General features: G+C 38.8%; 27 protein-coding genes. 15 read left to right on the top strand and 12 right to left on the bottom strand.

The features are described from left to right. Nucleotides 1-12 precede the first annotated feature (12 nt). From B4B65_RS11190 to fbaA, 5 genes are all read right to left on the bottom strand, one after another. Nucleotides 13-540 (bottom strand): ferritin, encoded by a 528-nt coding sequence (locus tag B4B65_RS11190; RefSeq protein WP_002995590.1) that lies wholly within the window; start codon nt 538-540, stop codon nt 13-15. 179 nt (nt 541-719) lie between these two features. Then, the gene (locus B4B65_RS11185; protein WP_236582137.1) at nt 720-1,097 is read right to left on the bottom strand and encodes a DUF6686 family protein; all 378 of its coding nucleotides are present in this window, start codon (nt 1,095-1,097) and stop codon (nt 720-722) included. Between the two features lie 151 nt (nt 1,098-1,248). Further along, on the bottom strand, nt 1,249-1,593 hold the full coding sequence (hpf, locus tag B4B65_RS11180) for a ribosome hibernation-promoting factor, HPF/YfiA family (protein WP_002995592.1): 345 nt from the start codon (nt 1,591-1,593) through the stop codon (nt 1,249-1,251). Nucleotides 1,594-1,607: 14 nt separating this feature from the next. Next, nucleotides 1,608-2,489, bottom strand: a complete 882-nt coding sequence (locus B4B65_RS11175; protein ID WP_293916766.1) for a tyrosine-type recombinase/integrase — start codon at nt 2,487-2,489, stop codon at nt 1,608-1,610. A 129-nt stretch (nt 2,490-2,618) separates the two neighbouring features. Next, complete coding sequence (gene fbaA, locus B4B65_RS11170; RefSeq protein WP_002995594.1) at nt 2,619-3,698, bottom strand: class II fructose-bisphosphate aldolase; 1,080 nt, start codon at nt 3,696-3,698, stop codon at nt 2,619-2,621. Nucleotides 3,699-3,941: 243 nt separating this feature from the next. Between fbaA and B4B65_RS11165 the strand changes: the two genes are divergently transcribed. From B4B65_RS11165 to B4B65_RS11140, 6 genes are all read left to right on the top strand, one after another. Further along, the gene (locus B4B65_RS11165) at nt 3,942-4,289 is read left to right on the top strand and encodes an ArsC family reductase (RefSeq protein WP_293915694.1); all 348 of its coding nucleotides are present in this window, start codon (nt 3,942-3,944) and stop codon (nt 4,287-4,289) included. Nucleotides 4,290-4,309: 20 nt separating this feature from the next. Then, entirely contained in the window at nt 4,310-6,268 is a 1,959-nt protein-coding gene (locus B4B65_RS11160; RefSeq protein WP_293915693.1) for a M1 family metallopeptidase, read from the top strand. 38 nt (nt 6,269-6,306) lie between these two features. Next, a complete protein-coding gene (locus B4B65_RS11155) occupies nt 6,307-7,008 on the top strand; it encodes a hypothetical protein (RefSeq protein WP_293915692.1) in 702 nt (233 codons plus the stop codon). Between the two features lie 110 nt (nt 7,009-7,118). Continuing rightward, a complete protein-coding gene (locus tag B4B65_RS11150) occupies nt 7,119-7,535 on the top strand; it encodes an Rrf2 family transcriptional regulator (protein WP_201679115.1) in 417 nt (138 codons plus the stop codon). Nucleotides 7,536-7,543: 8 nt separating this feature from the next. Further along, on the top strand, nt 7,544-8,194 hold the full coding sequence (locus B4B65_RS11145) for an NAD(P)-dependent oxidoreductase (protein ID WP_293915691.1): 651 nt from the start codon (nt 7,544-7,546) through the stop codon (nt 8,192-8,194). A 168-nt stretch (nt 8,195-8,362) separates the two neighbouring features. Next, the gene (locus tag B4B65_RS11140) at nt 8,363-9,844 is read left to right on the top strand and encodes an amino acid permease (RefSeq protein WP_201679113.1); all 1,482 of its coding nucleotides are present in this window, start codon (nt 8,363-8,365) and stop codon (nt 9,842-9,844) included. A gap of 79 nt (nt 9,845-9,923) precedes the next feature. Here the strand turns inward: B4B65_RS11140 and B4B65_RS11135 are convergent, their stop codons facing one another. Then, a complete protein-coding gene (locus tag B4B65_RS11135) occupies nt 9,924-11,387 on the bottom strand; it encodes an aminoacyl-histidine dipeptidase (protein ID WP_293915690.1) in 1,464 nt (487 codons plus the stop codon). A 65-nt stretch (nt 11,388-11,452) separates the two neighbouring features. On the opposite strand from B4B65_RS11135, the gene B4B65_RS11130 reads away from it, so the two are divergent. Further along, entirely contained in the window at nt 11,453-12,049 is a 597-nt protein-coding gene (locus tag B4B65_RS11130) for a sugar O-acetyltransferase (RefSeq protein ID WP_293915689.1), read from the top strand. Here the strand turns inward: B4B65_RS11130 and B4B65_RS11125 are convergent. Continuing rightward, nucleotides 12,046-12,618 (bottom strand): 2'-5' RNA ligase family protein, encoded by a 573-nt coding sequence (locus B4B65_RS11125; RefSeq protein ID WP_236582135.1) that lies wholly within the window; start codon nt 12,616-12,618, stop codon nt 12,046-12,048. The genes B4B65_RS11130 and B4B65_RS11125 overlap by 4 nt on opposite strands. A gap of 213 nt (nt 12,619-12,831) precedes the next feature. Here B4B65_RS11125 and B4B65_RS11120 point away from each other — a divergent pair, with 213 nt between their 5' ends. From B4B65_RS11120 to B4B65_RS11110, 3 genes are all read left to right on the top strand, one after another. After that, nucleotides 12,832-13,692, top strand: coding sequence for a DUF4846 domain-containing protein (locus tag B4B65_RS11120; protein WP_293915688.1), 861 nt, complete (start codon nt 12,832-12,834; stop codon nt 13,690-13,692). 68 nt (nt 13,693-13,760) lie between these two features. Next, nucleotides 13,761-14,603, top strand: coding sequence for a universal stress protein (locus B4B65_RS11115; RefSeq protein ID WP_293915687.1), 843 nt, complete (start codon nt 13,761-13,763; stop codon nt 14,601-14,603). A gap of 46 nt (nt 14,604-14,649) precedes the next feature. Next, on the top strand, nt 14,650-15,117 hold the full coding sequence (locus B4B65_RS11110) for a copper resistance protein NlpE (protein ID WP_201679109.1): 468 nt from the start codon (nt 14,650-14,652) through the stop codon (nt 15,115-15,117). Between the two features lie 174 nt (nt 15,118-15,291). Here the strand turns inward: B4B65_RS11110 and B4B65_RS11105 are convergent, their stop codons facing one another. Then, nucleotides 15,292-16,371 (bottom strand): acyl-CoA dehydrogenase, encoded by a 1,080-nt coding sequence (locus tag B4B65_RS11105; RefSeq protein ID WP_293915686.1) that lies wholly within the window; start codon nt 16,369-16,371, stop codon nt 15,292-15,294. 56 nt (nt 16,372-16,427) lie between these two features. Next, nucleotides 16,428-17,066, bottom strand: coding sequence for a nicotinamide riboside transporter PnuC (gene pnuC / locus B4B65_RS11100; RefSeq protein WP_293915685.1), 639 nt, complete (start codon nt 17,064-17,066; stop codon nt 16,428-16,430). 13 nt (nt 17,067-17,079) lie between these two features. Between pnuC and B4B65_RS21735 the strand changes: the two genes are divergently transcribed. Beyond that, nucleotides 17,080-17,205 (top strand): hypothetical protein, encoded by a 126-nt coding sequence (locus tag B4B65_RS21735; RefSeq protein WP_422663651.1) that lies wholly within the window; start codon nt 17,080-17,082, stop codon nt 17,203-17,205. An 82-nt stretch (nt 17,206-17,287) separates the two neighbouring features. Here B4B65_RS21735 and B4B65_RS11095 read toward each other — a convergent pair whose 3' ends face one another. Then, nucleotides 17,288-18,784: a malate:quinone oxidoreductase gene (locus B4B65_RS11095; protein ID WP_293915684.1), complete on the bottom strand. Its 1,497-nt coding sequence runs from the start codon at nt 18,782-18,784 to the stop codon at nt 17,288-17,290. A 240-nt stretch (nt 18,785-19,024) separates the two neighbouring features. On the opposite strand from B4B65_RS11095, the gene fabG reads away from it, so the two are divergent. Further along, nucleotides 19,025-19,768: a 3-oxoacyl-[acyl-carrier-protein] reductase gene (fabG, locus tag B4B65_RS11090; RefSeq protein WP_293915683.1), complete on the top strand. Its 744-nt coding sequence runs from the start codon at nt 19,025-19,027 to the stop codon at nt 19,766-19,768. Between the two features lie 208 nt (nt 19,769-19,976). Further along, entirely contained in the window at nt 19,977-20,954 is a 978-nt protein-coding gene (locus tag B4B65_RS11085; protein ID WP_293915682.1) for an acyl transferase, read from the top strand. A gap of 2 nt (nt 20,955-20,956) precedes the next feature. Here B4B65_RS11085 and ypfJ read toward each other — a convergent pair whose 3' ends face one another. Further along, nucleotides 20,957-21,826 carry a KPN_02809 family neutral zinc metallopeptidase gene (gene ypfJ, locus B4B65_RS11080; protein ID WP_201679103.1) on the bottom strand — a complete coding sequence of 290 codons (870 nt, stop codon included), beginning with the start codon at nt 21,824-21,826 and terminating at the stop codon, nt 20,957-20,959. Between the two features lie 131 nt (nt 21,827-21,957). On the opposite strand from ypfJ, the gene B4B65_RS11075 reads away from it, so the two are divergent. Next, nucleotides 21,958-22,536, top strand: a complete 579-nt coding sequence (locus B4B65_RS11075) for a PhnA domain-containing protein (protein ID WP_293915681.1) — start codon at nt 21,958-21,960, stop codon at nt 22,534-22,536. A 92-nt stretch (nt 22,537-22,628) separates the two neighbouring features. Here the strand turns inward: B4B65_RS11075 and B4B65_RS11070 are convergent, their stop codons facing one another. Further along, nucleotides 22,629-24,848: an NADP-dependent isocitrate dehydrogenase gene (locus B4B65_RS11070; RefSeq protein ID WP_293915680.1), complete on the bottom strand. Its 2,220-nt coding sequence runs from the start codon at nt 24,846-24,848 to the stop codon at nt 22,629-22,631. A gap of 347 nt (nt 24,849-25,195) precedes the next feature. Here B4B65_RS11070 and B4B65_RS11065 point away from each other — a divergent pair, with 347 nt between their 5' ends. After that, on the top strand, nt 25,196-25,525 hold the full coding sequence (locus B4B65_RS11065) for a DMT family transporter (protein ID WP_201679100.1): 330 nt from the start codon (nt 25,196-25,198) through the stop codon (nt 25,523-25,525). Nucleotides 25,526-25,575 lie beyond the last annotated feature (50 nt).

Raw genomic sequence — 25,575 nt, 5'->3', positions numbered from 1 at the left:
AACGATTAAATATTATTCTGCACCAAGTGCTACTTTGTTTACGTGTTTGTCAATTTCCCAACGTCCTGTTCCCTCTTCACCAATAACATCAAACATTTCCAGAATACGTCTTGCTACATACTCTTCTTCCACCTGCTCCTCAAGGAACCACTGAACAAAGTTAAAAGTAACATAATCTTTAGCTTTCATACATTTGTCAGCAATCTGATTGAATTGCTCAGTAACAAACATTTCCTGCTCAAGTGTTTGCTCAAACACGCTTCTGAATGATTCGAAGTCTGTAGGAATACCCGTAATTTCAGGAGACACTGCACGACCACCTCTGTTGTTGATGTAGTTGAATAATTTCAACATATGCTCACGCTCTTCATTAGATTGTTTTGCAAAAAAATCTGAACTGAAATCCAAACCCTGATCATCACACCATGAAGACATAGCCAGGTAAAGTGCTGAAGAATGAGCTTCAACTTTGATTTGTGCATTTAATATATTTTCGATCTCTTGTGCCAGAGATGATTTTAATTTCAATAAATCTTTCATATTAGTATATTTTAAAATTCTGTTAAACATTAATGTGGAAAGACACATATTCGCTTTCCTTTGATACAAAGGTACAACGAAGTTATGCAGTTAGTATAAAAAAAGTACAATACAAATTAAGTCTAAATTAGACTTTTTAACGCTAACTTATTTAGAATCAATACAATTACAAAGAAGACTTATCCGACCAGAACAGGTGCAGGGCAGGTACGTAAACAGGATCTGACTACACTATTCAGTTCAATCATAAATTTGGCACCATTCAGAATTTCTCTCAGGTCAAGAACATCCTGTACGGACAATATAAAGCATCTTTCTGTGCGGAAAGGCATAATAATCTCAAAATCAGACGTACGTGAAGCATCATGAAGCATAGCATCAACATCTATAGCATCTACTTTTCTTTTAAAACAAAAGAAATCTGACACACTGAAAGACGTTGTCTTATCCTGAAAATCCAGCCAGTAGTTATTTTTTCTGCTACACTGATACACCGCACCCTGAGCGGTCATAAAGACCTCTTCTACTTCAGCTAAAGGACAAATTTTTGCTATCATTGACATACTTGATATCCGATCGATAAAATTAATACAATGCGAATGTAATGACTATTAAGATTGAATCCAAATAAATTCGTTTATTATTTCAATTTATTCTAAATAAAAAAGGCTAACCTTACGGCTAGCCTTCTCTAAAAGTGTTAAAATGTTAATACTCTTCCTCTTCCGAATTGAGTAATTCTTTATGATTGCTCGTAGCAGTTCGTGTTTTCGTCTTATGTTTGTTAATCTGTCTCCTAATGGATTCCACAGCGACATCTGTTGCTTCTTCAAAGCTCTTTGCCTGTGCTTTGGCAAACAATTGATTTCCCGGAATATTCAATTTTAGTTCTACCACCTTATTTTCTTCGTCGTCTACATTCTCCAGTCTCAGATAACATACGCCTTCGATTATGCTGTCTAAAAACTGCTCTAACTTAGATGTTTTCTTTTTAATGAAATCTACAAGTTTTTGATCTGCATCAAATTTAATGGATTGCACAGTAATGTTCATTTTTCCTCCTTTTTTTAAGCCTTTGGATGGGCTTGTTTGTAAACTGATTTTAATCTCTCTACCGAGTTGTGCGTATACACCTGAGTGGCCGCCAATCCGGCATGTCCCAATAACTCTTTTATTGCATTCAGATCTGCTCCGTTATCCAGCAGAGCTGTAGCAAATGTATGCCGCAATACATGCGGGCTTTTTTTACGCTGTGTCGAGATCAGGCTTAAATACCGATGAACGATCCGGTAGATCATCTTAGGATATGCCTGCTTCCCTTCTTTAGTAACAATTAAGAACGCAGTTTTGTTGTCTTTTTTTTGATTATCCAATTGCTGGATATAAATCTTTAGTTTTTCTAAAAGTGTATGGTTGACCGGAACAAGTCTTTCCTTGTTCCTCTTTCCTAATATAAGGATATTTTTATTATAAAAATCAATATCCGTAATCTTTATTTGTAATAACTCTGTCAAACGTATACCTGTTCCAAAAAGCAGTTCCAAAACCAAATAATCCCGCTCATCAGTGAAAGAATCTACCTCTCCTTCCATCTGATCCAGAAGACCAACCATCTTATCTTTCTCCATGACAGATGGTAATTTCTTCGGGGTTTTTAATGCTTTGATTAAAGTCAAAGGATTCTGGTCTGTCAAAGATTCCCGTTGTAAAAACTTATAATAAGTACGTAAAGCTGAAATAGAACGGTTTACAGAAGTTGCCTGCCGCCCACCTTCCATCAGATGGGAAAGATAAAGCCGTATAACCCGATGATCAGCTTCATTCTCGGGAATAGCCTGATCCTGAAGAAAAGTAAAATAAACATCTAATTCATGCGTATAAGCTTCAATCGTGTGATTAGAATACCGTTTCTCAAAACGCAAAAAATTCAAAAACCGCTGCTGATACATATCTTCTTTCTTGATCAAAGGAAAGTTAGAAAATAAAAAGGCAATAAAAAAGCTCAATCCTTAGAATTGAGCTTTTTTAACATATTTAATAATACTATACATTTTCTGCCTGAAGCAGAGCAATACAGATTACAGTTTGCTGTTTACGTCGACAGCGTTTAATTCTTCGAAAGCCTGTGTAAGACGAGTTACAAAAGCTTCTTCACCTTTACGCAACCATACACGCGGATCGTAGTATTTTTTGTTTGGTGAATCTGCTCCTTCCGGATTGCCGATCTGTCCTTGTAAATAATCATGGTTCTTAGCTTCATATCCACGAACTCCATCCCAGAAAGCCCACTGCATATCGGTATCGATATTCATCTTGATCGCTCCGTATGAGATTGCTTCTTCGATTTCTTCAGCAGAAGAACCTGACCCCCCGTGGAATACAAAATTAACTGGCTTCTCTGCATTCAATCCGAATTTTTCTTTTACATACTCCTGAGAATTATGCAAAATAACAGGCTGTAATTTTACGTTTCCTGGCTTGTATACACCATGTACATTACCAAAAGCTGCCGCAACAGTGAATTTGTCAGAAATTTTAGATAATTCTTCAAATGCATACGCTACTTCTTCCGGTTGAGTATATAATTTGGAGCTGTCAACATCAGAGTTGTCCACACCGTCTTCTTCACCTCCGGTTACACCAAGTTCAATTTCAATGGTCATACCAAGCGGTTTCATACGCTCCAGATATTTTTTAGAGATCTCAAGATTTTCTTCTATTGGCTCTTCAGAAAGATCCAGCATGTGCGAAGAGAATAAAGGTTTACCGTGTTGAGCAAAGAATTTCTCACCTGCATCTAACAATCCGTCTATCCAGGGCAATAATTTTTTAGCTGCATGATCTGTATGCAAAATTACAGCTACACCATAGTGTTCAGCCAAAAGATGAACATGCTGTGCTGCAGAAACTGCACCTAATACGCAAGCCTTTAAATTGTCATTGTTTAAAGTTTTTCCTGCATAGAATTGTGCTCCTCCGTTTGAAAGTTGGATGATAACTGGAGAATTAACAGCTTTCGCTGTTTCCATTACAGCATTAATTGAATTAGTACCGATAATATTAACTGCCGGTAATGCGAATTTGTGTTTTTTAGCAATTTCAAATAACTCTTGAACTTGATCGCCGGTCAACACACCTTTAAAATCTTTTAGGCTCATTGTATTGTTTTAAAATTTATTGATTCTGTTCCTCTTTATTTTGTGGTCCTAAGTTAAAAATAATTTTTAACTACTCCTAATCATATAGTGTAAAAGTTACACCATCTCACGCAGGTTTACATTGATTATAGGACACAAAACAATCGTAATACAAAGGTGACATTATTTATCCGAAAGGGAAAAGACTATTACAACTAAAAATAATATATTTGAAATATTACCATATTTAAGTCTTTCAATATTATGCTTCACGTTTACGGAATAAAAAACTGCAATACAGTAAAAAAAGCCCTCGATTATCTGGCTGATCATAAACTCGATTACACCTTTCACGATTTCAAGAAAGAAGGAGTATCAGATGAACAATTAAAAAAATGGGAAAAACAGGTCGACTGGGAAAAATTAGTCAACAAAAAAGGAACAACCTGGAAAAAACTGACGGATGAGGAAAAAGAGGCTGTTACAGATGCTTCTTCTGCCAATAAAACACTTATATCAAATACCAGTATGATCAAAAGACCTGTAATTGAGTACAGTTCAGGTTTGATTTTAGGGTTTGACGAGGAAGAATATAATCAGAAATTGAAATAATTCCAATTTATAAATAGCCCATGAATAAAAAATCTTGTGCCGGGATTTCTTTAGCATTAGCATTGATCTGTGCTCAATTGAATGAGACTGTCGCCCAGGACAACACCACCCGATATAACTATACACAAGCGTTCAGCCCGCAGTTTTATACTTCCAATGGCAACTCCTACCGTTCTGCCAGTGGTAAGCCAGGAGATCAGTACTGGCAAAATGCTGCCAGTTACAGCATAAAGGCAAGGTTAAGTGATACCGATAAAAAAGTAAGCGGCAGCGTAACGATTACGTATACCAACAATAGTCCGGACCGGCTGGATTATATCTGGCTCCAACTTGATCAGAATCTGTTTAAAAGCGATTCCAGGGGACAAAGCACCGTTCCTCAGAATAATAGCCGATACGGTGATGCTGCATCACAGTTTGAGGGAGGTTACAACCTTTCTTCGGTACAGCTTAATGGGAAAGATCTGAAATACGAAGTGTCTGACACGCGTATGAAAATTACACTGCCTCAAGCGCTGAATCCAAAAGGAGGACAAATCCAGTTTACCATTGACTATTCCTATACAGTACCGCAATATGGCGCCGACAGAACCGGAATTCTACCCACTGCAGCAGGAGACATTTATGCTATCGCTCAGTGGTATCCGCGTATGGCCGTTTATGATGATATATTAGGATGGAATACAGACCCCTATTCCGGTCCGGGAGAATTTTACTTGGAATATGGGGATTTTAATGTGGAAATCACTGCGCCTGCTGATCATATAGTCGTCATGGGAGGCGAACTGCTAAATCCTCAGGAAGTATGGACTGCTGAACAATTCAAACGCTACCAGCAGGCACAATCTTCGGATCAGACCGTGATCATCCGTAGTGCTGCTGAAGTCGCAAATAAGAACTCCAGACCGGCAAAGAAAGAACTGACATGGAAATATACTTTAAAAAATGCCAGAGACGTTGCATGGGCATCTTCTAAAGCATTTATTATTGATGCAGCAAAAATCAATCTTCCAAGCGGCAAAAAATCATTAGCCATATCAGCCTATCCAAAGGAAAGCGACGGACAGCAAGCCTGGTCCCGTTCTACTGAGTATACCAAGTCTTCTATAGAATATTATTCAGAAAAATGGTTTGAATATCCTTATCCCGTAGCTGTCAATGTAGCTTCCAATGTAGGTGGCATGGAATATCCGGCATTATCATTTTGTGGTTCCTCCGCCAAAAACGCAGGATTATGGGGAGTAACGGATCACGAATTCGGACACAACTGGTTTCCTATGATAGTCGGTTCCAATGAACGCCTTCACGGATGGATGGATGAAGGATTTAATACATTTATAAATGGATTATCTCGTGAAGCATTTAATAAAGGTGAATATGATAAAAGTATAGGTAGCCGGAATAAAATGGCTCAGGGATTCAATTCAAGTTCACTGGAACCAATCATGTCTACACCACAAAATATGCAGGAACGCAATATTGGCACACTGGTTTATTACAAACCAGGTTTTGGATTGCGTTTATTACGGGATGAAGTAATTGGTGCAGAGCGGTTTGATGAAGCTTTCCGAACATACATTCGCGATTGGGCATTTAAACATCCTACACCGAATGATTTCTTCAGAACAATCGAAAATGTAACCGGAGAAAATCTCGGGTGGTTTTGGAGAGGATGGTTTCTCAATAACTGGAAACTGGATCAGGCGATCAGAAAAGTGGAATATGCAAAATTCAATGCTGCAAACGGAGCGCTGATTACCATAGATAATCTTGAAAAGCTACCTATGCCTGTTGTTATAGAAGCAACAACGGTATCGGGAAAAAAGATACGTAAAAAATTACCGGTGGATATATGGCAACGCAATACTTCCTGGACTTTCCTTTTAGACTCTAAAGAAGAATTAAGCTCTGTCGTAATTGATCCTGATCAGGTGTACCCGGATATTAATCCCGAAAATAACACTTGGTCTAAGAAATAGATTTCGTACTTTTATAACAAAAAAAAATCAAACGTACTATGCTGTTAAAGTCCTCTTTACTGAAGAAACTATCCGGAATAATCGGAATCCTGTTTATAATGGTAGCCAATACCTATGCACAAAAAATAAATGGTATAATCTACGATTTGGAAAGCAGTGAACCAATCTCCAATGTCAGCATACAAAACATGAAATCAGCGGTCAAGTCTTTTTCTGATAAGGATGGAAAATTCAGTATTGATGCCGCAATGGGTGAAAGACTTTCTCTTTTTGTTAATGGCTATACTCCGGATACCATTTTTCTGTATCAGGAAGGCGTACAACGTGTATATATGATGCGTGATGGCAAATCTATTGTCCTGAATGAAGCTTTGGTAACCCGACTTACAGATTCCAGACTGGATGAAGAGATTAAAAAAGCGAAAGAGCAGGGACAAATAGCAAATGCAAGTCAGTATCAAGGTGGAATACGCGTATCACCATCCCGTCTTTTTGGCAAAAAAGGAAAGACAGCACGTAAGAATCTGGATATTCTGGTACTGGAGAAAAATAACAGAATTATCGATCGCAGATTCTCAGACAAACTTATCGCCTCCCTCACTCCTCTTGAGGCTGATGAGATTCCATTGTTCAGAGAGCAATTCAGACCATCACTGGACTTTATACAAACTGTGAATGACGAGACACTGAAACTTTACGTATTGGATTCGTACAAGAAGTATAAAAGTAATAAAAAATAAAACTGTTAACCTTCTATTGTCATAGAAGGTTAATTTTTACACAAAACTGTAACAAAAATTATTACAGTATAATTTTAACTGCTACATTTGTACAACAAAAACAAAGAATCATGTTCAGTAATTTACATTTTGCCACTTCTACCCATATCATAGCCCTCCTGATGTTGGAGCGTGATGCATGGCTCTCATCTGACTATATAGCCGGAAGCATTAATGTAAATCCGGTAGTTGTACGTAAAGAAATCAGAAAACTCAAAGAAGCGCAGCTTGTTATAAGTAAAGAAGGTAAAAACGGTGGTGTGCGTATAGCAGCAGACATAAACAAAAAAACACTGGCGGATATCTATAAAGCAACACTTGCATCAGATGAAAAGGGAAAATACAACAATCCGAATCCTAATTGTCCGGTGGGAAAAAACATCAATAATTATCTTACAATCGTATACAGCGATATTGAACAGCAACATATTGCCTATTTAAATCAAATCAGTATTCAGGATTTATCCTCATATTTTAACAATAAATAATAAAAAAAATGAAAGTAGCATTAATCGGAGCTTCAGGATATGTAGGTTCACATATCTTAAAAGAATTAGTACATAGAGGACATCATGTAACCGCTATAGCAAGAAACACAGATCAGATAGAGAAAAATGAGCATATTCTCGCTGTACAAAATGATGTCAATGACAGTAATGCGCTGGCAGCTATCCTAAAAGGAAGTGATGCGGTGATCTCTGCATATAATGCGGGATGGACTAATCCTTCTATTTATGATGATTATACGGCCGGTGCCAGATCCATTCAGGATGCTGTAGAGCACGCAGGTATCAAGAGATTTATCGTAATCGGCGGAGCAGGTAGTTTGCTTACCGAAGCCGGAACAAGAATTGTAGATGCTCCTGATTTTCCGGCAGAGATCAAACCGGGCGCGTTGGCTGCAGCAGATTACTACGAAGTAATCCGCAGGTCCGAAGGCCTGGACTGGACTTTATTCAGTCCTGCTATTGAGATGAGCCCAGCCTCTCCGGGCACACGGACAGGCACGTATCGCACAGATCTTGATCATCCTGTCACGGATCACGAAGGTCGTTCACGTCTGTCTGTAGAAGATGTAGCTGTTGCAATAGTCGATGAGTTGGAAAAACCACAGTTTATCAAAAAGCGTTTCACAGCTGCTTATTAAGACATATTTAAAAAAAAACCGAAAGGGAAGAAGATTTTCTTCCCTTTTTTCATTTAAAAATCTATTTTTGGTATAGAATTACTTGTGCTAACCAATGAGTAATAAATTTTAAGATTCAAAAACTGGAAAAACAAGTGTATTAACTCATTATTCTAATCAAAATTATAAATGCTTTTTAAAAAATCAATCACTCAATTAGTCTCAGAGGCCCACGAAAGTGGCGAGCACACCTTGAAAAGAACCTTGTCCAGCACAGGGCTGGTTGCCCTTGGCGTTGGAGCCATTATTGGTGCAGGATTATTTTCACTGACGGGAATGGCAGCAGCTGATAATGCAGGGCCGGCAGTTATGCTTTCCTTTATTATAGCCGCTGTAGGCTGTGCTTTTGCAGGGCTTTGTTATGCAGAATTTGCATCTATGATTCCGGTAGCAGGAAGTGCTTACACATACTCTTATGCAACTATGGGAGAATTGGTTGCATGGATCATCGGATGGGATTTGGTATTAGAATATGCACTTGCAAGTGCCACGGTAGCCGTGAGCTGGTCTCAATACTTCGGAGAGTTGCTGAAGATATTCGGCATGAATATACCAGACGAATTCCTGCACGGTCCATGGGAAGGCGGATATGTCAATATTCCGGCAATTATTATTGTCTGCCTACTCTCCTTGCTACTGATAAGAGGTACCAAAGAATCATCTACAGTAAACAATCTGCTTGTTATTCTTAAAGTATCGGTAGTTTTGATTTTTATCGGTTTAGGCTGGTCATTCATCAATCCGGCAAATCATACTCCGTTTATCCCTGCTAATGAAGGTGAAGAACTATTGAAAAGCGGAAAAATCGGTTGGGGTGAATTCTTTAAAGATGGTTATTTTGGTAATTTTGGTATTTCCGGAGTTTTCAGAGCAGCAGGAGTTTTATTCTTTGCTTTTGTTGGCTTTGATGCCGTCAGTACAGCAGCACAGGAAGCCAAGAATCCTAAAAAAGGAATGCCGATTGGTATCATTGGTTCATTGATTATCTGTACGGTATTGTATGTATTATTTTCGTATGTGATGACCGGATTGGCGAATTATACAGAATTCAAAGGTGACGCAAAACCAGTCGCTACAGCATTTGCCAAGACAGGATACCACTTCCTGAATACGGCCTTGATCATTACTATTATCAGTGGATATACTTCCGTTATTCTGGTTATGCTCTTAGGCCAAAGCCGTGTATTTTACTCTATGAGTAAAGACGGTTTGCTTCCGGCTCTTTTCTCTCATCTCGGAAAAAATCAGACACCATGGAAAACCAATGTTATTTTTATGATTTTCGTAAGTCTTTTTGCCGGATTTGTACCTGTCTCTGATCTGGGACATATGGTGAGTATCGGAACTCTTTTTGCCTTTACATTAGTTTGTATCGGTATTCTGGTACTGAGAAAAACAGCTCCGGATATCGAACGACCATTCCGCACACCTTTAGTTCCGTTAATCCCGATACTGGGTGTTATCGTGTGTGTGACAATGATGGCATCATTACCAATCCAGAGCTGGGAGCGGTTAGGTATCTGGCTGGGAATAGGAATGATTATCTATTTTGTGTATGGTAAAAAACACAGTAAGATCCGTAAACAGCATGAACAAGGATTGAAAAATTAATATCCTGACGCAAGCTAATAATATACAAGAAGGGCAGTCCNNGGACTGCCCTTCTTGTATATTATATTCTGATTTACGCTTACTTTTTGGGAATGTTTACCAGAATCTCCTGTGTAAATTTCCAGAATTTCTGAACGGAAGATATGGATACACGTTCCGCCGGAGAATGTGCCCCGAGAATAGTCGGGCCAAAGGAAATCATATCCATACCTGGATAATTCCGTCCCAGAATACCACATTCCAGGCCAGCATGGCAGGCGACCACCTCCGGTTGTTCATTGTATTGCTTCTGATAGATATCCTTAAGTACCTGCAAGATCTGTGAGTCCGCATCAGGTGTCCAGCCCGGATAATCTCCTGAAAAACCAACTTCTGCGCCCATCAGCTCAAAGGTAGATTTTAACGCGTTTGCCAAATCATATTTAGAAGATTCAACAGAAGATCTCGTCAGACATTTTATCGTGATCTTACCATCCTTCACTTCTATATTGGCTATATTATTGGATGTTTCTACCAAATCCGCAAAATCAGCACTCATGCGGTACACGCCGTTATGAGCGGCATACACGGCTTTGATAAGTTGCTCCTGTACATCCAGTGGCAAAATAGTGACCGGAGTATGCTCTTGCTGTTCAATAATAATTTCAAGACCGGCATCTACACTTTTATATTCGGCTTTGATAGCCTGAATTACAACTTCAGCAGCTGAAATAAAATGCTGAACCTGATCCTGAGGCAAGACAACTTTGGCAAAACTTTCTCTTGGAATAGCATTCCTCAGGCCACCGCCTTTAATTTCTGACAACCGAAGGCCAAATTGGGCATGTGTACCAAACAAGACCCTGTTCATAATCTTGTTCGCGTTCCCCAGGCCTTTATGAATTTCTATACCGGAATGTCCGCCATTCAGTCCTCTTACTGTAATTGTCAGTCCCGCATATCCGTTTAATACAGGTTCAGAGCTGTAACTCTTTGTTGCAGTCACATCTATTCCTCCGGCACAGCCGATGTCAATTTCTGTATCATTTTCTGTATCCAGATTCAATAATATCTGTCCCTGTAAAACTCCTCCTTCCAAACCAAATGCACCTGTCATACCGGTTTCTTCATCTATGGTAAAAAGGGCGTCTATAGCCGGATGAGCCAGATCCTGTGATTCCAGAATCGCCATAATAGTCGCCACTCCTATCCCATTGTCAGCACCCAAAGTAGTACCGTCAGCTTTTACCCAATCACCATCGATCAACATACGGATTCCGTCTGCATCAAAATCAAACACGGTATCGTTATTCTTTTGATGTACCATATCCAGATGCGATTGCAGAACTATCCCTTTACGATCTTCCATACCTGCTGTAGCTGGTTTTCGGATCACGACATTTCCGGTTTTATCTGTGATGGTTTCGAGACCTAATGATTTTCCAAAATCCTCTATAAAAGCAATTACCCTTTCCTCTTTCTTAGAAGCTCTGGGTACTGCATTTAAAGCATTAAAATTTTTCCAAATCGACTGTGGTTGTAATTGTAATATTTCCTGATTCATAGTATCTGAATTATGCCACAAAGGTAAGGATTATAAACGACGATAAAATTTTCTATCTTGGGAACATGAAAACTGCTAAAGAACTTATGCTTGCTTCTGAACCCTATCGCGCAATGGGAAAAGAATTATTCGAGGACCGTCAGTATGCAAAGGAGGAATTGTACAAATACAATTCATTAGCGCCTTCAAAAATCAAGGAGCGTAATCAGATCATCAAAAAATTATTTGCGAAGACAGGGAGCCGTCTCTTTATTGAGCCGCCGTTCCGTTGTGATTACGGATATAATATAGAAATAGGTGATAATTTTTATGCGAACTATAATTGTACAATCCTAGATGGTGCCAAAGTCAGCATAGGTGAAAATGTCATGTTTGCACCCAATGTAAGTTTATTTACAGCTGGTCATCCCATACATGCAACTCCCCGAAATGAAGGATGGGAATATGCCTTTCCTATTACTATAGGAGACAATGTATGGATCGGGGGCAATGTAGTAATCAATCCCGGTATCACGATTGGAGATAATTCAGTCATAGGTGCCGGTTCAGTCGTTACCAGAGATATTCCAGCCAATGTCATTGCTGTAGGTAATCCCTGCCGTGTACTTCGCCCGATTACGGACGAAGACAAGCAATATTACTTCAGGGATAAAAAATTCTAGCTGAGATCCAGCCTGAATTGGGCAGGCGCAGCTGGCATTTTGCTTCCAAACTTAAATTCATCTGCAAATTGATATTGACTGGACCCTTTATCGTAGATACGTAATACAACACGATCACAGAAGAAGTTAAGACTGATACTCTCAAACCGTTCCAATGCAATTGCCAGTTTATCCGCATTGAGTTTTCGAGCAATACTCATGTGCGGATCGTTACTTTTCCGGACATTTTTTGCATTCAGAGATCCAACAAACCTATTCATAATATTCTTCAGATAATTCTTGGAATAATCCGTTGGAGCAATAAAAAATGCTCCGTTTTGCGGAAATGCCTCATACTTATCCAGATAGACATAATCGGGACGTTCGGTATCAGCCAGCTGTCTGATTTTACGTTTGATAAATTCCAATTCGGCATCGGTAGCGTTGAACTCTAAAATAGTAATATGAGCATCCGAATTTTTACTATTGTACCAACCGATTATATTGGCCAATGCTTCCTTGAGATGACGGACCAGACTCATAGAACGAGAACACGGCAGGAAAACCAGCGAATAATGTTTACTTTCCATAGTTATAATAAATTGAACCTATAATAATTGACACTACTATAACGAATGAATTGTAGAAAAAGTTTACGGAAGAACACTCAGACCCCAATTGAAACAAACTTGTTACTTAACAAACTTTAACATAATTTATCAGATTTCATACGCTGCATGCATGCCCTAAATTTCTTAATACCACATAAATTTGCTACTTTGAAGTAAAAATTAAAATCTATTATGCTGCATCTCTTTCATACTCTTCTGCTTATCCCCTCTTTGCTGGTGTCCGCAACAGCCTGTCAATCAGGCACAGGAAATGCCGAATCTAATATAGCACGGCGTGACTCTCTTCCGTCCGAAAATTATTTGTCTGATGAGGGGTACAATACAGCATGGATCAATCCTGACGGTATGATTATAAAAGATCGCTTTATCACACCTGAGGGATACCAGCGCAAAACCTTTCAGGCGAATGAGTTTGGTTACTTTCTACAACATCTTCCTTTGAAAAAGATGGGATCTGAGGTCTTATATTACAACGGTAATGTCAAAGCTCAAAACAAGATATATGCGAGTGTAGTCAACCTTCCTATCGGCACAAGAGACCTGCATCAATGTGCAGATGCCGTCATGCGGCTAAGAGCAGATTACCTGTATCAGCAAAAAAGGTATAAGGATATCCGCTTCAATTTTTTATCTGATGCCAAACCGCGTTATTATACAGATTATATAAAGGGGGACTACAGTGCAAAAAAATACTGGAAGTATATGGAATATATATTTGCATATGCTAACACAGCTTCACTGCATGATGAATTGCCCTCTGTGGCTTCCGTCCGTAATATTAAAATCGGAGACACATTTATTCAAAAGGGAAACCCTATTGGACACGCTATCATCGCTGTCGATATAGCGGAAAATGAAAAAGGAGAAAAATTAGTACTCCTTGCACAAAGCTATATGCCTGCGCAGGAAATACAGATATTAAATAACCCGAATGATCCTAAACTTAGCCCCTGGTATAAACTGAAAGACGGAGTTATTCTTACTCCTGAATGGAAATTTAAAAGTGAAAACCTCAAAACCTGGAAAAACTAAAAGCAGTATTATTTGCAATTACACCTCAAAATCAGTAACTTAATAGAATTCTACATCATATTTATCCTATGAAACGTATTTTATTCCCTACCGATTTTTCAGAAGCTGCCAACAATGCATTTGTTTATGCGCTTCAACTTGCTAAAAGTATAGACGCATCCCTTTACATCCTGCATGTCTACGAATTGCCGATTTATTCGAGTATGTACGCAGGTCAGTTGGATTATGTACAGCAGATTTATCAATCTATAGAACTGGCTCAATTTGACAATTATAAAGACAATGTTCCTCAGTTACATGAAATTGCTAAAAAGTATAACCTTGAAGATATAGAGATGTATTTTGTCTTCGAAAAAGGCCTGTTTCTGGACTCGATCAAACGCGTCATTAAACGTGACCATATCGATATAATTGTCATGGGTACTACTGGTTTGAATTCAGCCAACTCTACACTCATAGGTTCGAATACCGTCAATCTTATCCGCTCGGTATCGCAGCCTGTATTCAGCATTCCAAGACTGGCAAAATTTGATGGGATCAAAAGTATAGGATTTACCACTCTCTTCAGAGAAGCTGACAAGAAACCATTAGCTGAGATTTTGAAACTGGCAGATTATTTTGATGCAAAAGTTGAAGTACTACATATTAAAACGAAAGAAAACGAACATATAGAGTCGCTTGTATCCGAATGGAAAGATCAATTCAACAGTCCTCGTCTGACATTTTCAATATTGCCGGCCACATCTGTTGAAGAGAGAGTGTTGGAATTTATTATGGAGCATAACATTGATTTTCTGGCCATTGTAAAACGTAACCGCAATTTCTTTGATCGGTTATTTACATCCAGTATGAGCCAAAAATTAGCCTATCATTCTACCATACCTATATTAGTTATTCGCGAAGAAGTATAAAGGAACGGTTTTTGCAAATCATCAGGTACATCAAAAGAAAGCAACTATGAAGAAATTGATTTTAAGTATTACAGGAGCGGCATTGGTTTTAATTTCTTGTCAAAACACATCTACAACATCTGAAAAAAGTGATTCTACTGAGGTCTTATCAAAAAAAGATTCAACAGGAGAATTTGTAAACCCGGATCCGGCTCATAACAGCCAAAACGCATTAGACTGGGATGGGGAGTATGAAGGCGTATTGCCATGTGCTGACTGTGAAGGTATCAAAACAAATGTAATCCTGCATAAGGATAATACTTATTCACTTGTATCTGAATATTTAGGAAAAAAATCAACTTTCAAAGAAGAGGGAAAATTTACCTGGGATGATAGTGGAAGTGTCGTTACACTGAAACTTAAAGACGGAACAAATAAATTCAAAGTACAGGAAGGATCTATAAAAATGCTGGATCAGGAAGGAAATGTTATCACCGGATCACTGGAAGCAAATTATATACTTAAGAAAGTTTAGAAATTAAAAATCCATATAAGAAAAAGAGCTGTTTTAGGATATAAAACAGCTCTTTTTATAGTTACTCATTGTACTGTTCTTCCTCTCTCTCTTTCCAAGGATCCCGATATAATCGGGAGAGAAATTCTTACTTTTAGTAAAGTATCAATGGAATAACTAATAATTCGAAAAGCTCTAATCTGCCTTTAGAAGCAAACTATGCTGCGAAGCGGTAAAAATATTCCGGAATACAATGTTCAATTCTGATTCCCGTTGCGCAGCAGTAATACCGCAATAAGGAAAAAATTCAGTCACTTTATTACGAATAAAGGATACCATTTCTCTACTTTGAGTTTCAATACGTTTATAGCATATCGTATTATCTTCTCCATCAGTAAGTTTACTCCAGGAAAGATCCATATCCCCCCATATTTCTTGTTGCATCTTATCATAAAGAGCTACAGTGTGATCCAAATGATCCTTTACTGAGACGCCAAATTGCTCCTGCCATACGGATTTTTTGGATTTATGCTTAAACAGATCCACGGCCAGATCCAAAAAACGCTCAAACATGCCCATATAATTTGCTAAAAGGGTCAATGCAGCAAATGGCATAAAAGGGTATTGATATAAAGGAGCGGTTAAGGTCGCTTTTTCAGGCACCAAAGAATAAACCTGATTATCCGCAATAAAAACATTTTCTAATTTAAAACTATGGCTTGCCGTACTTTCCAAACCGAATGTATCCCAGTCTCTTATCAACTCCACATCTGTGTGATCTGCAAAGATGGTAATAAAACAAGCCTGTCCCTTTTCATCTATGCACACGGAATCTCCTTCAAATAGGGGTACATTTGCTGTAAAATGAGTTAAATGCGGAGAACCGGTAGCATATTTCCATTCACCGGAAACGAGGTATCCACCTGCTGTCTTATAAGCCCTTCCTGATAACAAACCACTTCCACCAAAGCACACTTTTGGATCTGCAAAAACAGATTTTCCTTTTTCCTTATCTATAAAACCAACAAATAGATTCGCTCCCGAACATAAGGTTACTGTCCAGGCAAGACTACCATCAATATAGGCAAGGTCCCGAAGGAAACGTACACCTTCTGATAAATTCAAATCTGCTCCATTCAGTTCTTCAGGAACCCATATTTTAAACCATTTTTCCTGATAAGCCAGCTCCAGCTGTGCCGTTGTCAATTGCTTCTGTGCTATGGCAGCATGAATCTGCGATTCAAGTATATTCTTCTGATCTTTCGTAATCTGCATATTATAAGAGCTGTAATTTCATCGTATAGAATTTGTTGGAAACGGAGCCGTAGATATCAAATCTTTTTATCCTCCTGTGCTATAGATAGCTCACGTTGCTTCATCATTTTTTTCCAGTTGAAATAACCAAAAAATGCAACTGTAAATAAATAAAGGGTAAGTATAGCATAAAGCAGCAGACCTTTATGATAAAGCAAAGGAATCGCAAACAGATTGCTGATATTCAGCAATATCCAATTCTCAAGTTTACGTTTGGCGAGCAACCACATTCCGGCCCAGGCTGTAGCGGACACCCAAGCATCCCACAAAGGCACATCTGAATCTGTGTGACGAGTTAGAAAATAATAGAAAATAGCAAATGCCGTCCCTACTATCAAAACAACGATGCCCCAATCCCTTCCTGAACAGGATGTAATAGGTTTCTGAGCAGCCTCTTTATTTGAAATCCAATACCACCAACCATATATACTCATAATAAGGTAATACATATTAAGAGCAATCTCTGCATAAAGTTTAGCCTCATAGAGTACTATCATGGTCACTATAACGCTGATAATACCAAATAAATAATTGGAGACTTTATTGTTTTTGGATAACATGACTTGTGTAACTCCTGCGGATACACCTAACCATTGCAACCATGATGTTTCCAGAACCTGTTGCCAAAGGTGCTGAATAATAGATGATACTTCCATTTAAAAGTGTGTAATGATAATATACGCACCTATGGATCTGGCTAATTTTAAAACAAATATAAACGAAATTAAATCCCTACGCCGGCATTATCCGGATCAGGTATATATTACAGACGGACGAGGAATGGTCCGTCTGTAATATTGGGTATAATCTCAGCCTGTTTCATAACAACAAAACCAGTGTTCTGCTGCCTAAAGCACCCCATAAGTATTATTTAAGACTAATCTAATTTCAGCGCTTTCTGTGTACGCGCACGTGTCGTTTCACAAAGCGCAGGATCAGCTGCCAGAGATTGTCCCCATGTCGGGATCATTTCTCTTAATTTATCTCGGTATTCCTGCGTTTTTGCACGGTCAGGAAAACATTTTTTTAGTAATTCAACCATGATCTTAACCGAAGTAGAAGCTCCCGGTGAAGCGCCCAATAAGGCCGCTAATGATCCGTCAGCACTTGCCACAACTTCAGTTCCGAACTCCAGTACTCCTCCGTGCTTTTTATCTTTTTTAATAACCTGCACACGTTGTCCTGCAACTTCCAGAGCCCAATCCTCCTGTTTTGCATTCGGCATATACTCTTTCAGAGATTCCAGCTTATCTTTCGGACTCTTCATTACTTCAGTAATCAGGTATTTGGTGAGATCCATATTATCCCATCCTGCTGCAAGCATAGGACGTATGTTGCTGAGTTTGATCGATGCTGGCAAATCGAAGAAAGATCCTTTTTTCAGAAATTTGGTCGAAAACCCGGCATAGGGACCAAACAGTAAAGCCTGCTTGCCATCAATGTATCGTGTATCCAAATGAGGAACAGACATTGGTGGTGCGCCTACAGATGCTTTGCCGTAAACTTTAGCGTGATGTCTGGCGATTACTTCTTCATTTGTGCATCGCAACCATTGTCCGCCGACCGGAAATCCTCCGTAACCTTTGGCTTCCGGAATGCCTGATTTTTCAAGGAGTAATAATGAATGTCCACCTGCCCCTATAAAAACAAACTGTGCTTTTAAATCTCTTTTCTTTCCGGTTTTGATATCTTTTACTTCTATTTCCCATCGGCCATCACCTTCACGATCGATATCTTTCACTTCATGCTCCAGCTTCAGAGAAAAGTTATCTTTTGTAACCAGATGATCAATCAGATCTCTTGTCAGCGATCCAAAATTCACATCTGTACCGATATCCATTTTGGTAGCTGCTACTTTATCTCCTTCCGGACGTCCCTCCATCACCAAAGGTATCCATTCTTTCAATACTTCCGGATCTTCAGAATACTCCATTCCTTTGAATAATGTATTTTCTATCATCGTAGCATGACGTGTTTTCAAGAACTCAACGTTACGCTCTCCAAAAACACAACTCATATGCGGTATACTGCGAATAAATCCTTCCGGATCTTTGATAATTCCTTTTTCGACAAGGTATGTCCAGAATTGTTTTGAAATTTCAAAGGATTCAGCAATACTGATAGCTTTCTTTATATCGACGGAACCATCTGCCTTCTGAGGAGTATAGTTCAGTTCACATAATGCTGAATGTCCTGTACCTGCATTATTCCAGGCGTCTGAACTTTCAGCGGCGACCAGATCCAATCGCTCAAACATTTCAATCTTAACATGTGGGTTTAATTCATTGATCAATGTACCCAAAGTAGCGCTCATGATACCGGCGCCTATTAATACGACGTCTACGTCTTCGTAATTTTTTTTGCTTTTACCCATGTCTCTGTGATTGTTGCAAATTTACTATTCAATTTGGTTTATTACCAATGGTTTTGTCAAATTTCTTTCATTAAACTACATTTTTATCAAAAACAGACCTTTTCTTTTTTGAGATTGACAAATACCCGTGATTCAGAGCGTTTCTTTTATTTTCTTTTCTTAAAAAATTGGTAATATAATCGGATTTTAACATTTTTGCTGTTTATCTGTTAAATTGTAAATAGCATTATTAAATAAGGTATGAAATTATTGGAAGGAAAAACTGCGCTTGTAACAGGTGCATCCAAAGGTATCGGCAGAAAGATTGCAGAAGTTTTTGCACAAAATGGAGCAAATGTAGCGTTTACATATTTGTCATCAGTTGAAAAAGGACAGGCACTGGAACAAGAGTTACAGGCTTTTGGAACTCAGGTCAAAGGATACCGCTCTGATGCTTCAAAATTTGAAGAAGCAGATAAACTGATTAACGATATCTTAGCAGACTTCGGAACAGTGGACATCGTGGTAAATAATGCAGGAATTACCAAAGACGGTCTTTTAATGCGTATGACAGAGGAAAACTGGGATGATGTTATCAACGTGAATCTGAAGTCTATCTTCAATGTGACTAAAGCTGCTTCAAAAGTTATGATGAAGAACAGAAAAGGTTCATTTATCAATATGTCTTCTGTAGTAGGTGTACAGGGAAATGCCGGACAGGCAAATTATGCGGCATCGAAAGCAGGAATTATTGGTTTTTCCAAATCAGTAGCCAAAGAATTGGGATCACGTAATATCCGTGCAAATGTGGTAGCTCCGGGTTTTATCCGTACTGAAATGACCGATATACTGGATCCTAAAGTCGTTGCAGGTTGGGAAGCCGGAATTCCGTTGAAACGCTCCGGAGATCCTGAAGAAGTGGCAAATGTATGTCTTTTCTTAGCTTCTGATTTATCTGCTTATGTAACCGGACAGGTTATACCGGTAGACGGTGGTATGTTATAGGATAAAATTACATCTGCACTATAAAAATAGCTGTTAATCGCTGTATACAAGCAAATTAACAGCTATTTTACTTTCCTGTCATCGCTAAGCTTATATAGTCTCCTATCCTATTATAAGTGCTAAGTTGCCATTATTGTCATCCCAAAACTCCGGTATCTGTGGAAGTGATCAGAAAAGATATGCTTATATTTGCATTTCAATATAGAAGATGGATACGCAACAGATATTTGAGATACAGTCCGATAAGCAATTTAATGACAACTGCTTAAGCATATTCCGATACCAATATGATCATTGTCTGACGTATAAGCAGTATGTGGATTATCTGCATATTGACCCTGACAACATTTCGCTCTATACGCAGATTCCTTTTCTTCCTATAGAACTTTTCAAATCTCAGGAGATCATTGCTTCCGGGTCTGTTGCTCAAGTAACTTTTAGCAGTTCGGGAACAACCGGAATGATAACCAGTAAGCATCTTGTCGCTGATAAAAAACTGTATGAAAGCTCTTTCAGAAAAGCTTTTGAACAATTCTACGGTGATGTCAGGGAAATAGCAATTCTGGCTTTACTGCCCTCTTACCTAGAACGTTCGGGATCTTCACTCATCTATATGGTCGATGATCTGATCAAAACAAGTGAACAATCTGAATCCGGGTATTTTCTGTATAATCATTCGGATTTATTCACAGCTTTGCAAAAGCTGAAACAAAAAAACACAAAAACCATTTTATTTGGCGTGACCTACGCCCTTCTGGATTTTGTCGAAACATATGAAATTGATTTTCCCGAACTGATCATTATGGAAACAGGAGGCATGAAAGGAAAACGCAAAGAAATGATTCGGGAGGAAGTTCATGAACTGCTTCGTGAGGGATTTAATGTGCCTGCCATCCATTCCGAATACGGGATGACCGAATTGCTCTCGCAGGGATATTCCTTTGGTGAAGGTGTCTTTCAGCATCCGAACTGGATGAAGATACTGATTAGAGATACGAATGATCCGCTGACATTAATCGACAACGGCCGCACAGGAGCCATCAATGTCATTGACTTAGCCAATGTGTATTCCTGCTCTTTTATAGCTACCCAGGATTTAGGAAAAATTTACCCTGATGGTTCTTTTGAAGTATTAGGAAGATTTGACCAGAGTGATATCAGAGGCTGTAACCTTTTGGTACAGTAAAACTACCTCAGACTTCTATCCGAAAAAGTGTCGCCGGCTTTCATATCACCAGTATCATATCCCTTCTTAAACCAACGGGCCCGCTGCTCGGAAGTGCCATGCGTGAATGACTCGGGAACCGCATAGCCTTGCGCCTGCTCCTGAAGTTTATCGTCTCCTACTGCCTCTGCAGCCTGCATTCCGTCTAATATATCATTGTAATCGATCTTGATATCAGATAACTGATTAACATAGTGCGCCCATACGCCTGCATAGAAATCAGCCTGCAGCTCTGTCATTACACTGACTTTATTGTATTCAGCTTCACTCATCTGCTGACGCATTTGGTTTGTCTTATTTAATGTACCTACCAGATTCTGGATATGATGACCTACTTCATGTGCTATTACATACGCTAAAGCAAATTCCCCCTTAGCGCCAAACTTTTGCTGCAACTCCTGATTAAAACTAAGATCAAGGTATACATTATGATCGCCCGGGCAGTAAAAAGGTCCGTAGGAAGCTTTCCCTACACCACAACCTTCAGTTTGTGTACCACCTGTATATACAACCAGATCAGCTGTCTGGTAAGTCAATCCGTTATCTTTAAATACTTTTGTCCATACATCTTCCGTACTCGCTAATACCGTTCGGGAAAATGCAGTAAGTTGTTTTTCCTCTTCTGTAAGCTGGACTTCTCCCTGCTCTGTCTGCGGTGCGCCCACATTGGCATTTTGCAATTGTTCCATCAATTGTCCCGGATCACCACCCATCAGAAAACCGATGACCAGAATAATCACACCACCGATACCACCAATTGCAAATTTCTGTCCACCGGACATACCTCTTCTGTCTTGAAAATTATCGCTTTGACGACCGCCTTGCCATTTCATATACTTACATAATTAAAGTTGATTCAATTATACAAAATCTCTGCCATATCTGTACAAGAATGAAGTTATACGCTCAAATTAATTTATTAATCCCTTAAAATTGATTAATTTTAGGGATTTAAATATTAGGAATGACATTAGAACAACAACTTATTGAAAGATCAGGCAACAGATGTGAACTGTGCAATAGCACAGAAAACCTAAGTGTATATGAAGTGCCTCCTGCATCTAATGCGAATACAGATAACAGCATACTTGTATGTCAGGTATGTTTATCACAAATTGAAAAAAATGAAAGCTTAGATCCGGATCATTGGAAAGTATTGTCAGAGACGATGTGGTCAGAGTATCCACCGGTACAAGTTATGGCCTGGCGTATGCTGAGCAGACTTCGTAATGAAAGCTGGGCATCAGATAACCTGGAAATTCTGTATCTGGACGATGAAAACCTGGAATGGGCAAAAAAAACCGGAGACCATGAGGCAGACAGTCATGTCGAATTTCATCAGGACTCCAATGGAACACGATTGTATGAAGGTGATACCGTTGTGCTGATCAAAACATTAGATGTAAAAGGTTCTTCTTTAAGTGCAAAATTAGGCACCGTTGTAAAAAATATCAGATTGGTTGCTGATAATACCGGCCAGATAGAAGGTAAAGTAGAAGGTCAGACAATTGTTATTCTGACTAAATACCTGAGAAAAGGATAAAATCTTAAAACTTCACTTCTGTATTAGAAGATAATTTCATAAAAAAGACCATTCATTTTTTGAATGGTCTTTTTCGTTATAACAGTATAGGATTACAAAGATGCAATTGCACTGTTTAATGTCGCTGAAGGACGCATAGCTTTTGAAGCCAGCTCATCGTTCGGGAAGTAGTAACCTCCGATATCCTGAGGTTTACCCTGTGCTCCGATCAATTCTTCATTGATTTTTGATTCATTCTCTGTTAACTGCTGAGCTAATGGAGCAAATTTAGCAGCCAATTCTGCATCCTTTGTCTGCGCTGCCAAAGCCTGTGCCCAATACAGGGTCAGGTAAAAATGAGAACCACGGTTGTCAATCTGTCCCACTCTGCGTGCAGGGGATTTATCATTCGCCAGGAATTTTTCAGTTGCTTCATCCAGTGTTTCAGCGAGGATCAATGCTTTTGCATTATCCTGTGTTTGTGATAAGTGTTCTAAAGAAGCGCCTAAGGCTAAGAATTCACCCAATGAATCCCAACGCAGGTATCCTTCTTCCTGAAACTGTTCAACGTGCTTAGGAGCGGAACCTCCAGCACCTGTTTCAAACAAACCACCACCATTCATTAGAGGAACAATAGAAAGCATTTTCGCAGATGTACCTACTTCCAGAATTGGGAATAAATCTGTCAGATAATCACGTAATACGTTTCCTGTAACAGAAATAGTATCTAACCCTTTACGGATACGCTCCAGTGAAAGTTTAGTCGCTTCTACAGGGCTTAAAATCTGAATATCCAGTCCTTTAGTGTCAAAATCAGGAAGATATTTTTCCACTTTCTTAATGATTTCTATGTCGTGCGCTCTGTTTTTATCTAACCAGAAGATAGCAGGAGTTTCAGAAAGACGTGCACGGTTTACGGCTAGTTTAACCCAGTCCTGAATAGGTGCATCTTTTGTCTGACACATACGGAAAATATCTCCTTCTTCTACCTTTTGCTCCATAAGCACTTTACCATCTGCATCTGTGACACGGATAGTACCTGCAGCTGCAGCCTGAAATGTTTTATCATGAGATCCGTATTCTTCCGCTTTCTGAGCCATTAATCCAACATTCGGCACCGAACCCATTGTTTTAGGATCTAAGGCACCATTTGCTTTACAATCTTCAATAGTCGCTTCGTAGACTCCTGCATACGAACGATCCGGAATAATTGCAATAGTATCCTGTTGTTTACCTTCGGCATTCCACATCTGACCTGAAGTACGGATCATAGCTGGCATAGAAGCATCAACGATAACATCTGAAGGAACATGAAGATTCGTGATACCTTTATCCGAGTTAACCATAGCCAATGCCGGACCGTTAGCAATAGCAGCATCAATAGCAGCTTTTACTTCAGCCTCTTTTGCATTTCCGGAGATTTTGGCATATACTTCGCCAAGACCATTATTTTTATTAATACCAAGTTCCTGAAATAAATCAGCATACTTTGCAAATACGTCTTTAAAATATACTTCTACAATAGCACCGAAAATGATAGGATCAGATACTTTCATCATCGTCGCTTTCAGGTGAGCTGACAGTAATACACCTGCATCCTTAGCTTCTTCAATAGTAGCAGCTACGAACTTTTTCAGTGCATTCACACTCAGTACAGATGAATCGATTACCTCTCCTGCTTTAAGCGGAGACAATCCTTTCAATTCTGTGACCTGACCATTAGCATCTGCAAATTCGATTTTGAATTGAGTAGCATTCTCAACAGTTACAGATTGCTCTGACCCGTAAAAATCACCTTCACTCATAGAAGCAACCTTTGTCTTTGAATCTTTAGACCACGCTCCCATGCTATGCGGATTAGCTTTTGCATAGTTTTTTACTGCTTTTGGTGCACGGCGATCCGAGTTGCCCTCTCTTAATACCGGATTTACTGCAGATCCTAATACTTTGGCATATTTAGCTTTGATAGATTTTTCTTCGTCATTGTTTGCATCATCCGGATAGTTTGGAATTGCATAACCCGCTTTTTGTAATTCTGCAATAGCTCCCTTCAACTGAGGAATAGAAGCAGAAATATTCGGCAATTTGATAATATTAGCTTCAGGAGTAGTTGCTAACGCGCCCAATTCAGCTAATGCATCTGCAATCTTCTGGTCTTCTTTTAAATACTCCGGAAAGTTAGCAAGAATACGTCCTGCCAGGGAGATATCTCTCAATTCCACATCAATATTTGCGGAGGAAGCGAAAGCCTGAACAATTGGTAAAAAGGAATACGTAGCAAGTAAAGGAGCTTCGTCTGTTTTGGTGTAGATAATTTTTGATGTATTCGACATGGTTATCTATTAGAAATATGTTAATTTTCTGATTTAATACTTTAAGAGGTTATTGGATTATCAACTTCCTCAAAAATTTGCCTAAAGATAAGAAATTAAGAATAAAACAGCGACCTAACATTCACTTATGACAATAAAATCGTCAAAATCGAAATATTTTGGCAAGCATCGATAAATCCGGTAAATGAGGACTGTAAATCTTATCTGAAAACAGTTGCGGACAGGTATTCTTTATTATATACATCAAAGTAGGAACAAAATATACACTGATTTCATTTTTTAACATTTGTAAAATTTTTAGTCCCTCTTAAAGCAGACCTTTGTGCCATAGATAAAATAAAAATATTATGAATTGGGTTATTTTAATTCTCGGGGGACTTTTTGAAGTTGGATTTACTTTCTGTCTGGGAAAGGCAAAAGAAACATCAGGTAATGAAACATACCTTTGGTATGGCGGCTTTTTTGCGTGTTTACTGATCAGTATGTATTTGTTGATCCGTGCGACTCAGACACTTCCGCTAGGGACGGCTTATGCTGTATGGACTGGTATCGGTGCTGTAGGAACTGTTTTAGTAGGTATTCTGGTATTTAAAGAACCGGCTACATTTATGAGACTTTTGTTTATTACTACTTTAGTAGGGTCAATTATAGGACTTAAAGCGGTATCTTCTCATTAAACAGATGATGTATACATAACATTTAGGGTGATTTGTTTGATATATCTATA

The organism is Sphingobacterium sp. UBA5789, from assembly GCF_002418355.1.
Classification (GTDB): Bacteria; Bacteroidota; Bacteroidia; order Sphingobacteriales; family Sphingobacteriaceae; genus Sphingobacterium.
This window is presented reverse-complemented; position numbering and strand designations above follow the sequence as displayed.